The sequence below is a fragment of the Pseudomonas sp. 43mfcvi1.1 genome, from assembly GCF_900115935.1.
Taxonomy (GTDB): Bacteria; Pseudomonadota; Gammaproteobacteria; order Pseudomonadales; family Pseudomonadaceae; genus Aquipseudomonas; species Aquipseudomonas bijieensis.
Genome location: NZ_UETT01000003.1, coordinates 138,045 through 150,565, shown reverse-complemented (window position 1 = coordinate 150,565; position 12,521 = coordinate 138,045). Strand labels below are relative to the sequence as shown.

Annotated in this window: 10 protein-coding genes; 3 read left to right on the top strand and 7 right to left on the bottom strand. The window is 58.6% G+C overall.

Annotation, left to right across the window (positions count from 1 at the left end; all coding sequences use genetic code 11):
- The first annotated feature begins 72 nt into the window (after window positions 1-72).
- Window positions 73-741, top strand: a complete 669-nt coding sequence (locus DTP52_RS06775) for a gamma-glutamylcyclotransferase (RefSeq protein ID WP_109752592.1) — start codon at window positions 73-75, stop codon at window positions 739-741.
- Here the strand turns inward: DTP52_RS06775 and glpT are convergent.
- On the bottom strand, window positions 717-2,066 hold the full coding sequence (gene glpT, locus DTP52_RS06770; protein ID WP_109752590.1) for a glycerol-3-phosphate transporter: 1,350 nt from the start codon (window positions 2,064-2,066) through the stop codon (window positions 717-719). The genes DTP52_RS06775 and glpT overlap by 25 nt on opposite strands.
- A 330-nt stretch (window positions 2,067-2,396) precedes the next feature.
- Here glpT and DTP52_RS06765 point away from each other — a divergent pair, with 330 nt between their 5' ends.
- Window positions 2,397-2,984 carry an energy transducer TonB gene (locus DTP52_RS06765; protein ID WP_349306135.1) on the top strand — a complete coding sequence of 196 codons (588 nt, stop codon included), beginning with the start codon at window positions 2,397-2,399 and terminating at the stop codon, window positions 2,982-2,984.
- 45 nt (window positions 2,985-3,029) lie between these two features.
- On the opposite strand, the gene DTP52_RS06760 is transcribed toward DTP52_RS06765, so the two are convergent.
- The 3 genes from DTP52_RS06760 to DTP52_RS06750 all read right to left on the bottom strand — a co-directional run bounded on the left by DTP52_RS06760 (window position 3,030) and on the right by DTP52_RS06750 (window position 7,036).
- Window positions 3,030-3,305 (bottom strand): bacteriocin immunity protein, encoded by a 276-nt coding sequence (locus DTP52_RS06760; RefSeq protein ID WP_109752586.1) that lies wholly within the window; start codon window positions 3,303-3,305, stop codon window positions 3,030-3,032.
- Window positions 3,302-5,641, bottom strand: a complete 2,340-nt coding sequence (locus tag DTP52_RS06755; RefSeq protein ID WP_146206840.1) for an S-type pyocin domain-containing protein — start codon at window positions 5,639-5,641, stop codon at window positions 3,302-3,304. The genes DTP52_RS06760 and DTP52_RS06755 overlap by 4 nt, the downstream gene beginning before the upstream one ends.
- Window positions 5,642-6,058: 417 nt before the next feature.
- Window positions 6,059-7,036 carry an NADPH:quinone oxidoreductase family protein gene (locus DTP52_RS06750; protein WP_109752584.1) on the bottom strand — a complete coding sequence of 326 codons (978 nt, stop codon included), beginning with the start codon at window positions 7,034-7,036 and terminating at the stop codon, window positions 6,059-6,061.
- Window positions 7,037-7,186: 150 nt separating this feature from the next.
- Between DTP52_RS06750 and DTP52_RS06745 the strand changes: the two genes are divergently transcribed.
- Window positions 7,187-7,603: a flagellar basal body-associated protein FliL gene (locus tag DTP52_RS06745; RefSeq protein ID WP_109752954.1), complete on the top strand. Its 417-nt coding sequence runs from the start codon at window positions 7,187-7,189 to the stop codon at window positions 7,601-7,603.
- Window positions 7,604-7,670: 67 nt separating this feature from the next.
- Here the strand turns inward: DTP52_RS06745 and DTP52_RS06740 are convergent, their stop codons facing one another.
- Genes DTP52_RS06740 through DTP52_RS06730 form a run of 3 tightly spaced genes read right to left on the bottom strand, consistent with a single transcriptional unit; the run spans window position 7,671 to window position 12,474 of the window.
- Entirely contained in the window at window positions 7,671-8,789 is a 1,119-nt protein-coding gene (locus DTP52_RS06740; protein ID WP_109752583.1) for an ABC transporter permease, read from the bottom strand.
- The gene (gene rbbA, locus DTP52_RS06735) at window positions 8,789-11,512 is read right to left on the bottom strand and encodes a ribosome-associated ATPase/putative transporter RbbA (protein WP_109752582.1); all 2,724 of its coding nucleotides are present in this window, start codon (window positions 11,510-11,512) and stop codon (window positions 8,789-8,791) included. The genes DTP52_RS06740 and rbbA overlap by 1 nt, the downstream gene beginning before the upstream one ends.
- Complete coding sequence (locus DTP52_RS06730) at window positions 11,509-12,474, bottom strand: HlyD family secretion protein (protein WP_109752581.1); 966 nt, start codon at window positions 12,472-12,474, stop codon at window positions 11,509-11,511. The genes rbbA and DTP52_RS06730 overlap by 4 nt, the downstream gene beginning before the upstream one ends.
- Between the last annotated feature and the right edge of the window lie 47 nt (window positions 12,475-12,521).

Below are 12,521 nucleotides of genomic sequence, written 5' to 3'. Positions count from 1 at the left end.
TCCCCGTGAACGTCAACCCCATGACGTCCCCCATTTACTTTTCAACCTGCGAGGAGCCAACCGCTACCGGCCATGACCGCTATCGAATCCGCCATTACCTGTGCCTTGTACCCACCAAGGCTCGACCTGGGGCCTCAACTGACCCGTGAGCAATTGCTCGCCTCGATGCAATCGACCATGAGTCTCCACCAGGGCGGTCCGGTCTGGCTGTTCGCGTACGGTTCATTGATCTGGCGGCCGGAATGCACGGCGGTGGAGCGGATGCGTGGCCGGGTCCATGGTTATCATCGCGGTTTGTACCTGTGGTCTCACGAACACCGTGGTACGCCGGAATTGCCGGGGTTGGTGTTCGGGCTGGATCGCGGCGGTTCGTGCAGCGGTTTCGCCTACCGGTTGCCGCAGGAGAATCTCGAGGATTCGCTGTTTGCCCTCTGGCAGCGCGAGATGCCGGTCCCGTCCTATCGCCCGCACTGGCTCAGTTGCCGTCTCGAGGATGGCAGCCGGGTGCAAGCCTTGGGGTTTGTATTGGAGCGGCACCTGCCCAGCTATGCCGGCAACTTGCCGGACCATGTGCTGAGCCAGGTGTTCGAAAGCGCTTGCGGGCGTTACGGCACCACTCGCGATTACGTCGAGCAGACCATCCACGCCCTGCGTAGCCACGCCATGCCAGATCGGAATCTGGAGGCGCGGCTCAAGCGCTGCAAATCAGCGCTGGATCAGGCCACCGCTTCGCGGCTCTGACTGGCGATTTGCTTGTGCCACAAGGTTGGCGCGAGGAATGCCATCGCCAGCAGGCAGGCACCGATCAGCAGCACAAAACCACCGTCCCAGCCGAAATGATCCACGGTGTAGCCCATGGCGGCACTGGCCGCGACCGAACCACCCAGGTAACCAAACAAGCCAGTGAAGCCTGCGGCGGTACCGGCGGCTTTCTTCGGCGCCAGTTCCAGTGCCTGCAAACCGATCAGCATCACCGGGCCGTAGATCAGGAAACCGATGGAAACCAGGGCGATCATGTCGACGGTCGGGTTGCCGGCCGGGTTCAGCCAGTACACCAGCGTTGCCACGGTCACCAGGGCCATGAACACCATGCCCGTCAGGCCACGGTTGCCGCGGAAGATCTTGTCCGACATCCAGCCACACAGCAGTGTGCCGGGAATACCCGCCCACTCGTAGAAGAAATAGGCCCAGGAACTCTTGTCCACGGTGAAGCCCTTGGCTTCCTTGAGGTAGGTCGGCGCCCAGTCCAGCACGCCGTAGCGCAGCAGGTAGACAAATACGTTGGCCATGGCGATGTACCAGAGCATTTTGTTGCGCAGCACGTATTTGACGAAGATTTCCTTGGCGCTGAATTCGTTCTCGTGACTGGCGTCGTAGCCTTCCGGATAGTCGTTCTTGTATTTCTCGATCGGCGGCAGGCCCACCGATTGCGGGGTGTCGCGCATGGTCACGAAGGCGAACACGGCAACGGCGAGCGCTACAGCGGCGGGCACATAGAAGGCCGCGTGCCAATCATTGAACCAGCCCATTCCCAGCAGGAACAACGGGCCGATCAGGCCGCCGCCGACGTTGTGTGCCACGTTCCACACCGACACCACGCCGCCGCGTTCTTTCTGCGACCACCAATGCACCATGGTCCGTCCGCTTGGCGGCCAGCCCATGCCCTGGGCCCAGCCGTTGATGAACAGCAGGATGAACATCATGGTCACGCTGGAGGTTGCCCAAGGCGCGAAACCGAACACGAACATCACCCCCGCCGAGACCAACAAGCCGAAGGGCAGGAAGTAGCGTGGGTTGGAGCGGTCGGACACCAGGCCCATCAGGAACTTCGACAGCCCGTAGGCGATGGCGATGGCCGACATGGCCAGGCCCAGCTGGCCACGGGTGTAACCCTCGTCGATCAGGTACGGCATGGCCAGAGAGAAGTTCTTGCGCAGCAGGTAATAGCCGGCGTAGCCAATGAAGATCCCGGCGAAGATCTGCCAGCGAAGGCGTCGGTAGGTGCTGTCTATTTTTTCATCAGGCAGGGCTGCCTGATGGGGGGCGGGACGAAAGAAAGCAAACATTCAAGTGCTCCAGGTTCTTGTTATGGTGGCGGATGCGAATGTTACAGTTTCGTTACCGAAAATAGCATTGCTCGTTGTCGCATAAACAGCGGAAATTTCGATTAGTCATGTTCTTAAGTGAACATATTGCTCAGGCATAAGCGAAGGGCGCCGTAGGAAATGTCTTCGCAAAGCCCTTTCATGCCCCGTATCGGTGAAAACGGGGCAAAGCGGTGGGAAACATCCTTCGCCCAAATGGGAAGTCTCGCTATAGGGCCCATGAGTCATGGTCTTTACCCTTTACGTCTCTGAATTCAGGTGAGGGGTAGGGGTATGAGGTGGTGTGTGGTGATGCTGTTGCTGTGCTTGTCAGGCATGAGCGGGGCAACTGAGGTGTTGCTGGTGCCCGAACACAATCCGAAGCCGGATTACCCGACGTCCCTGTACCAGAAGGGGATAACGGGTGTGGCCCGGATCGGTTTCATGGTGCATGCCGATGGCCGTGTCGATGAGATCGCGATCCTGCACAGCGATCATCCGGAATTTGCCGAGGCCGCACGGGAGGCCGTGAGCCAATGGCGCTTCAAGCCCTGGACGGTGGATCACGAACACCCGGCGCAGACGCAGGTCGTAGCGCCTTTCGAGTTCCGCCTGGATGGCTTGCAACTAGATGCCAATAAATGGATCAAGACCTGGAAATGCTCGGACATCAACGCACACGCCAAGGACCAGCTATGGGTACAGGACTTGCTCCCGTTCCACTACACGCGCCTTTACCTATCCAATGCGTTTCTCGTTAAACAGCTACCGGAAACCGAGCGCCTGGCCTTGATCGCCCGGTTCAACAGGCTCTTGCCTTCAATTGTGCAGCGCTGCGGGAGTTTCCCTGCAGCACGGTATATGCGGATGCTGCCGAAGGAGATTCGCGAATTGCTTTAGTCTTGGTAGTGAGGGGCGTCATCGCGAGGGTGATGACGCCATTGTTTACTCTGGCTTGAAACCGGGTTTTCCGTTTTGTTCTCGCCAGATTTTAATTTCATTCAGAATTCCTTCCGGACTGTCTTCTCGACCTTGTTTAGGGTAGAAAATAAGTGCGGATTTTTCCGGGTGCTCAGTAACCTTTTCAAAATGCTTTACAAGTTTACTGGTGTACTCACCGAGCTCATCTCCAGTAAGTTGGTTATTGTCTTCGAAAAATTCCTTAAGAAAGGATAGGAACTCCGCTTCGGTATAGTCCTCGGTTTTTTCTTTAAAGATCATGGCTTCGTTCCTTTTTTGTGAAGCTCAACGTGTTTTTTAGGTGTCATGATGCTTAGATTGTCCAAATCGTAAACTGCTCCGCCCTTGGAAATCAATTGTATATGATGAATTTCAAATTTGTTCCTTTCACCTGCGTGGCCGTCTGGAGTTGTGAACGGGGCAGAGCCATTACGCATTAGTTTCAGATTGGATCTACTAAACTGTTTTGATAGTTTTTCATCATCGGCTACCCACCTCCAAAATTTTTCTCGGAAGGCATCAAAGTCTCTGAAGTCCTGACCCCGAAGTAGATCTGCTATCTCGCGAGGAATGGGGGCACCAGCGCCGTGCTCGCTACTTCCTAGCCAATCTTCCCCAACCTCCGCACCTGCTCCAGTCACTGTCCCTGGCTCATAACGCGGCCCGGTACGACTCGCCATGACATAGACTGGCTGAATTCCCGATTCCATTGGGAATACCAGCACATAATCGTCAATGTCAGCGTCATCGCAGGTTGGATGCTCGTTTATTCTTCCCTCTATCTGGGTAATTCTGGCCCCTGGAAGGATCTTGATTTCCTGCTGCGTCGCAGGTAACTCGGTTGATCCAAGAAGGTTATCCCCTGGTGGGTTGTTTGGTGTCCAAGTCAGCGTTCTTGGAAGAATCCCTTCTGTGGTAAAAGTGAAAAGATTGGTGTTTGGATCAAGTGTTACGTATCTGATCCGAACCTCGCTGGATAAATTTCCACCGGTCGGTGAAAGATAAAGCTGAGTATGCTCCCCACGAACCGATGACACGACGCGAAGCGGTAAATGGTCTGTTTCAGTATTTGGGGTTAGTTTGAAATTCTCATCCAGTTGGGACAGCGGAATGCTAATCACCACTGGATTACGCTGAAGCTCGCTATTGCCGATTGTCGGAGAATAGGATATTGCCACGCCAAATACCGCCAATGGACCACCCGCCAGGGTGGCACTCGCTTTCTTCAGTAGATCGATGGCGCCTTGCAGCGAAACGGGTGAACCCTCAAACCCAGCGATCAGGCCATCGGGAGTCGTCATGAGTGGCCGCGCAGAGGCCATCGCGCCGCTGACGGTGGATAGCTGTATATTTTCGATGTGATGTTTCAACCGAAAAGTCGCGTCGATATCGGCTTGTGCTTTACGCAGCGACGTCTTTCGTGAATCACTCCGCGATACATTGTAAAGATCGCCCGCTGCATGCTCTGCTTCGGTTGCGTCCTGGTGCGCGATAGACAGTTCCCGATGTTTTTGCTGCATCCAAGGCAGTTTTTGATTGATGTCTTCAGGCTGGGCGTGGTTGAACTGATGGAGCAGCTCATTGAAACGGTCCGCCAATGCCGCCGCGATGTTCTGTTTTCGTTCTTGTTCGGCTCGTTGCGCCGCAGCTCGGGCTTGCGCTTGCTTTAGTGCTTGTGCTTTTTTCTCGGCTGCAACGCGTAGCTGTTCTTGTAAGCGTTCGGCTGCTAAAGCCCGGTCGATGAGTCCGGTAAAGGCGTTAGTTGTTTTTATTAAATGTCGAACGGATTCTGAGTGAAGAAGAGATACATGATAATCCTGCCATCGCTTTCCTAAATTTGTTTTTGCCTGTAGCGCAACAAGATTGTTGAGGGCTTCGAGTTCAGGTTTGCTCAAGGGAGGCTTGATGTTCGGATTGGCTTTCGCAAAAGCGGCGATAGCTGCTCGCTCAGTTGTAATGATCTTGGTTAAGGCTGCTTTGTAGTTTCTAAGCGACTGGGAGGTGGTTAGCCCGCCTGTTGCGCCCAGTGTCGATGAGACTTTGTTTAGTAAGAGGCTTGGTAGAAGCTGGAGGTGAATGTTTTTTTCTTGATTGATAATCCTAAGGTTTTCATTTACTGCTGATGCGGAGTCCTTTTGCCCAGCTATGACAGCAGCCTGCTCGACTTTTTTTGATGCCTGTTCCAGTTGTCCAGCAAGAATGTCTTTTTGCAATGAAAGCCGTTTCAGCTCTAACGCTGATCGGTACGCGTTATCGATCGCTGAGTAAGCGACGACGATATTGGGTGGGGAGGTTTGCAGGCTTTCCATTATTCTTTTGAAAGACAACTCCTTCATCAGGAAGAATGGATTGTGACCATACAGCGAGTAAGCGCTTTTGGTGCGTGCCTGATACTCGGACTCTTTGGACTGAATAACCTTTAGCGTTGCCTCTTGCTCAGTCTTTGCTTTTTCCAACGGTGAAAGTGGGCGGGCGCCTATCGCTGATCTTTTTGCCTGTTCGAGTTCTTTTGTAGTTATTTCGGTAAGTTTTATGAAAGTGTTGCGATACTCGGCATCGATGACTTCGCTATACGCTCTCTCATAATGTCGTCCCACGCGTAGGGGATAGACGCGTTGTGTCTCTTTGAACTTCTAGTGACCCCTCTAGGAGGTCCCTCGTACGGCCCCCAAGCTCCTTGGAAATATCCCCCAGTGAAATTTTTACCTTTGATCGATAAAGGACCGATTTCGTATGAGCCGGGTCCCAATTGTTTATGAGGCCCTAAATATGTATTTGCATCGCACATATGACTTATCCATGTCAGCTTATCCGTTACTGAATGGCGCCCTGCTGCTGCGGGGTGCTGTTGTGTGCGAAGAAGGTTTGCGTATTTTTTCGGCGAGGATGCGGTATATATCTACCGCCAAATCAGTTTTTATTTATGCTGCTGAGAATTCCAGTGGGGGGTAATTAAAAAGAAAAAGGCCAGAGCCACCTCATCGGTGGCTCTGGCCTTTTTGTCCGGCGCTGTTTCAACGCACCTGCACAACCACCTTCCCCACCGCCTTGCGCTGCCCCAGGTCATTGATCGCCTGGGCGGTGTTGCTCAGCGGGTACACCTGTGACACCAGCGGCTTGAGCTTGCCCTCGGCGAACCAGCCGAACAGTTGCTGGAAGTTGGCGGCGTTGTCCTGGGGTTGGCGTTGGGCGAAGGAGCCCCAGAACACGCCCACCACGGCGGCGCCCTTGAGCAGGGCCAGGTTCACCGGCAGTTCGGGGATGCGCCCGCTGGCGAAGCCGACCACCAGCAGCCGACCGTTCCAGGCGATGGCACGGATGGCCTGGTCGAACAGGTCGCCACCCACCGGATCGTAGATCACGTCGGCACCCTGGCCGTCGGTGAGGCGCTTGATTTCATCCTTCAGGCTGGTTTCGTTGTAGTTGATCAGTTCATCGGCGCCGGCCGCTTTTGCCACAGCGAGTTTCTCCGCGCTGCTGGCGGCGGCGATCACCCGGGCGCCCATGGCCTTGCCGATTTCCACGGCCGCCAGGCCGACACCGCCGGAGGCGCCGAGCACCAACAGGGTTTCGCCGGGTTGCAGGTTGGCCCGTTGCTTTAGGGCGTGCATCGAGGTGCCGTACGTCATGCTGAAAGCGGCCGCGGTGTTGAAGTCCATGGACGCGGGGATCGGCAGCACGTTATAGCCAGGCACCGCCACCTGTTCGGCAAAGCTGCCCCAGCCGGTCAGCGCCATCACCCGGTCGCCAACGTTCAAGTGGCTGACTTTCTCTCCCACCTCGCTGACGACACCCGCCGCTTCGCCGCCAGGGGAAAACGGGAAGGGTGGCTTGAATTGATATTTACCCTCGATGATCAGCGTGTCAGGGAAATTCACCCCCGCGGCATGCACGTCCAGCAGCACTTCGTTCTTCTTCGCGATGGGGCTGGCGACGTCTTCCAGCACCAGCGATTCGGCGGGGCCGAATTCTTTGCACAGCACGGCTTTCATCAGGGCTATTCCTTTGGGAGTGATGGCCGATAAGTGTAGGTGTGAGAGACAACGGGTCAACGAGCATGCCTCGCCCTGATAGCCGGCCATAAGCTTGTGCTTGAACGGCGGGGCGGTATGCTGGGCCGCAAACCGGATGAGGAATCAATTGTGAAAGCGTGGATCATGTTGATGCTGGCCCTGTCGTTGCCTGTGGCGGCGATGGCCGAAGAGGCCAAGGAAGCGAAAGAGGGCGAGGCGCCGAAAGTCAGCTACATCACCCTCAGCCCGCCGTTCGTGGGCAATTATGGCCTGGACGGCACGGCAAAGCTGAAGGTCTACAAGGCCGATGTGGCCCTGCGCGTGACCGGTGACGCCGCGGCTGCGGCGGTCAAGGCCAACGAGCCGCTGATTCGTAACCAGCTGGTGGCGTTGTTCGCCCAGCAGACCACCGAGACGATGAACAACCTCGAAGCCAAGGAAAAATTGCGCCAGGAAGCGTTGAAGCAGACCCAGCAGGTCATGAACGACGAAACCGGCAAGCCGATGGTCGACGATCTGTTGTTCAACAACCTGATCATTCAATAAACCGCCTTTATCGCAGCCTTTGGCAGTGCCCGGATATCCAGGCGCCGCCAACGGCTGCTTTTTTTCGTCAAGACGCCAGGCTTTTCCGAAACCGGCCCAGGGCGATTGCAAAGAACAACAACCCGATGGCCGCCAGTGCCAGCAGGTCTGGCCAGATCACGCCAAGGCCGGCATCACGGAACAGGATCGCCGCGCTGAGGCTGACGAAATGCGTCGAGGGTGAGCCCTGCATCACCCATTGCAACCATTGCGGCATGCTGTCCAGCGGTGTACTGCCGCCCGACAACAGCAGCATCGGGATGATGACCGGGATCGCCAGCAAACCGAATTGCGGCGTCGAACGGGCGAGGGTGGCGAGGAAGACGCCCAGTGAGGTGCTGGCGAACAAGTAGAGTGCGGTCACCAGCAGGAAGAGCACCATGGAGCCGGCGAGTGGAACCCCCAGGGCGAACTTGACGATGATTTCCAGCGACGCCCAGGTGCACAGCACCACCACCAGCAGGTTGCTCCAGATTTTCGCCAACATGATTTCCAATGCTGTCAGCGGCAGCACCAGCAAGTGGTCGAGGGTGCCGTGCTCGCGCTCGCGCAGCAGCGCCGTGCCCGTCAGGATGATGGCCAGGATCGTGATGTTGTTGACGATCTGGATCACCGCCAGGAACCAGCCACCTTCCAGATTGGTATTGAACAGCGAACGCGTGGTCAGCCTCACGGGCGTTGCTTCGCTCGTTTGTGCCTGGCCGGCGTAGGTCGTCAGTTCCTGTTGGAAAATCCGTCCGATGTAGCCGGCCCCCATGAACGCCTGGCTCATGGCCGTGGCGTCGACGTTGAGTTGCAGCGTCGGTTCGCGTCCTGCGAGCAGGTCGGCCTGGAAGTTGGCGGGCACGTTGATGACAAAGGTGTAGCGGCCACTGTCCATGACCTTGTCCAGTTCGGCGTAGGGCAATGCCACAGGGCTCTGGAACTCCGGCGGTTGCAGGACCTGGGCCAGTTGGCGCGAGAGATGGCTCTGGTCTTCGTCCACTATGGCGACACTGGCGTTGTGCACGCCGATCACTGAGCCGGCGGCCGGCATGTAGATCGCCACGGTGAAGGCGTAGCCCAGGAACAGCAGTAGAACGGAGTCGTAGCGCAGGCTGGTCAGTTCCTTGAGCCCAAGACGCCAGATATGTGAAAGCGTGTGCATCAGGCCTCCTGCTTTTTCAGCATGATCAGGCTGAGCCCGGTGAAGCCCAGGAAAAACCCGCCCAGCGTCAGGCATTGCGGCCATAGCTGGCGCAGATCCAGGGCCTTGGTGAAGGTGCCGACAGCGATATCCAGGAAGTAACCAGCGGGAAACAACTGGCCCATCACCGAAGCGGCACCCTCCAGGGATGAGCGCGGCACGATCAGCCCCGAGAACTGGATGGTCGGCAGGCTGGTGATGATCATGGTGCCGAGGATCGCCGCGATCTGGGTGCGGGTGAACGCCGAGATCAGCAGCCCCATGCTGGTGGTCGCCAGTACATAGAGCAGGCCGCCCACCGCCAGCGTCAGGCCGCTGCCCTTGAACGGCACACCGAACAGCCAGCGGTTCATCGCTGTCAGCAGGGCGAGGTTGATCAGGCTGACCGCCAGGTAGGGCGCTTGTTTGCCCAGCAGGAATTCCAGGCGGGTCAGCGGCGTGGCGTAGAAATTGGTGATCGAGCCCAGCTCCTTCTCCCGCACGATGCCCAGCGCCGTCAACATGGCCGGAATGAATGCCAGGATCAGCGCCATGACTCCTGGGCCGATGGCGTTGACGCTGACCACATCCTGGTTATAACGAAAGCGCGTCTCCAGCTTCGCACTGGGTTGCCGGATGGGCGCGCGGCTGCTGGATTCAACCAGTTGCTCAAGGTTGGCCTGGTGCACCGCCTGGACGTAGTTGCGACTGGTCTCGGCCCGAAACGGTATGCCGCCGTCCAACCAGGCGCCCACCGTCGGCTGGCGGCCGGCGTAAAGGTCACGACCGAAACCGGGGGGGATTTCCAGGGCCAGCTTGATCTCCGAGCGCTGCAAACGTCGATGCAGCTCCTTCGCGTCGCGGATGATCGGCTGCTCCTCGAAGTAGCGTGAGCTGCGGAACGCTTCCAGGTAGGCTCGGCTTTGCGGGCTCTGATCCTGGTCATACACGGCGAAGGCCAGTTTCTCCACATCGAGGGAAATACCGAAGCCGAAGACCACCATCATGAACAAGGCGCCCAGCAAGGCGAATGCCATCCGCACCTTGTCGCGCAGCAGCTCCTTGCCTTCCCGGCTGGCGACGGCCCACAGGCGACCGAGGCTCAGGCCGCGCCGGTCCCGGGGGGCGCTGGCGCTGTCGAGGGTCACGGGGGCGGCGTCTTGTTGCGTCTGGCCCTGGGCGTTTTCCAGGCAGGTGACGAACGCGGCTTCCAGCGTCTGCCCGTTGAACTGCGCCTGCAAGGCCGCTGGCGTGTCGCAGGCCAGGACCCTGCCGGCATGCATCAGCGAAATGCGATCGCAGCGCTGGGCCTCGTTCATGAAGTGCGTGGAAAGGAAAATCGTCACGCCCTGTTCGCGAGACAACTCGATCAACAGCCGCCAGAAATCATCCCGCGCCGCCGGATCGACACCTGAGGTCGGCTCATCGAGAATCAGGACTTCCGGGCGATGCAACACCGCCACCGCCAAGGACAGACGCTGGCGCAGGCCCAGAGGTAGCGCGCCGGACGTTTGGTCCGCCAGTTCCTGGAGGTTGAAGCGCTGGATCAGTTCGTCGATGCGCTGGCGGCTGTCCGCAGTGGGCAGATCGAACAGCTTGGCGTGCAGTTCCAGATTCTGGCGCACGCTCAGTTCGCCATAGAGCGAAAAGCTCTGGGACATGAACCCCACTCGCTTGCGGGTGGCGAGGTCCTTGGCGTTGACCGGGTTGCCCAGCAGCCGGGCACTGCCTTCGCTGGCGGGGATCAGCCCGGTCAGCACCTTCATGGTGGTGGTCTTGCCGCAACCGTTGGAACCCAGGAAGCCAAAGATTTCACCGCGACCAATCGCGAAGCTGACGTTATCGACAGCGGTGAAATCGCCGAAGCGCAAGGTGAGGTTGTGGGCCTGGATGGCAATGTCGGTAGTGTTGGCGGTCCTGGGGGGGATCACCAGCGGTTCGGCGTCATGGCCGCTGTCGCCCTGGAAATGGGTGAAGGCCGAATCGAGCTTGCCGTCCGGTGAAACCTTGGCCAGTTCCGCACTCAAGCCCTTGGCGATCAAGCGACCATTGTCGAGCATCAGGCAGTGCTCGAATTGCTCGGCCTCTTCCATGTACGCCGTGGCGACCAGCAGGGTCAGTTGCGGCCGTTGTCGGCGCACGTCCTCGATCAGTTCCCAGAAGCGTCGGCGGGACAGCGGGTCCACACCCGTGGTGGGTTCATCGAGAATCAGCAGATCCGGTTCATGGATCAGCGCGCAACACAGGCCGAGCTTTTGTTTCATGCCGCCAGACAGTTTGCCCGCCGGGCGGTCGGCAAAACGCTGCAGATCGGTGGCCAGCAACAAGGTGCCCATGCGTTGTTCGCATTCAGCCCGTGATAGCCCGAACAGCGTGCCGAAGAACTGAATATTCTCGCGTATCGACAGGTCCGGGTAAAGGTTGCCCCCCAGCCCTTGAGGCATGAAGGCAATGCGTCGGTAGAGGGTGCTGCGATGGCGTCGATCATCGATCGAGGCGCCGAGCACGTCCAGTTGGCCGTGCTGGAGCTTCTTCACCCCGGCAATCAGACCCAGCAGGCTCGATTTGCCGGCACCGTCCGGGCCGATCAGGCCGCAGCGAGTGCCGGCGGGCAGGCTGAAGGTAATATCGCTCAGCGCCACATGCTGGCCGTAGCGGTGTTCGAGACCCGAGGCGCGCAATGCCTCGTCGGCGGGGGCGCTCATTGCAAGTTGGCCGGCCAGTCGATGGGGGCGGTGCGTACATAGCCGGCGCCGGGCATGCCGGGTTTGGCCTGGGGCACTTCGCCGGGGCGGGTCAGGCGGACTTTGACGCGGAACACCAGTTTCTGCCGCTCATCACGGGTCTCGACTTCTTTCGGGGTGAACTGGGATTTGGCCGCGACGAAGCTGATCTTGGCTGGTAACGGTCGCTCGGGCAGGGCGTCGAGCAACAGCCGCGCTTCGTCGCCCACTGCCAATTTCCCCGCTACCGACGCCGGCAGATAGAGGTTCATGTATTGGTCGTTCGGATCGATCATCAGCAATACTCGACCGCCTGCCCCCAGCACTTCACCGGGCTCGGCCAGGCGCAACTGGATCACACCGTCGAGGGGCGCGCGCAACGTACTGTCATCTATTTCGCTGGTGAGCTGGGCCACCTGGGCCAGGGTCGCGCCGATGGCCGCATTCGCTGCCGATACCTGGGCCCGGGCGGCGTTGACCGCAGCGTTGGCGGTGTCGACGCTGGCTTGTTGCTGGTCGAGGACCTGGCCGCTGGCGTAACCGCGCTTGAACAGTTCCTGGGTTCGCTTGAGTTCTTGATGGGCGAGCAATTGTTCGCTCTGGCGCAGTTGCACGTTGGCTTCGGTGGCGGCGAGGTTCTGCCGGGCCCGCACGACTTCGGCCTCGGCCTGGTTGCGCTGGGCCTCCAGGGTGCGGGTGTCCATGCGCGCCAGCACTTGGCCCTTGATGACGTTGTCGCCTTCGTCGACCTGAACTTCGGCCAGGCGCCCGGGAGTCTTGCTGGCGATCTGGACCTCGGTGGCCTCAAGGCGGCCGTTGCCTATGCTCAGGCCTTCCGGCAGGCGATCGTGGCGCGATTTCCAATAGCCGAAACCGCCGGCGGCCAGCAACACGGTCATCAAGGCGAGGGCAAAAAAGCGAGAGGTACGATGGTTCGTCGACATGTCCGGCATCCTGCGGCTGTAGCATCGAAGTCTGCAGGATCAACGAC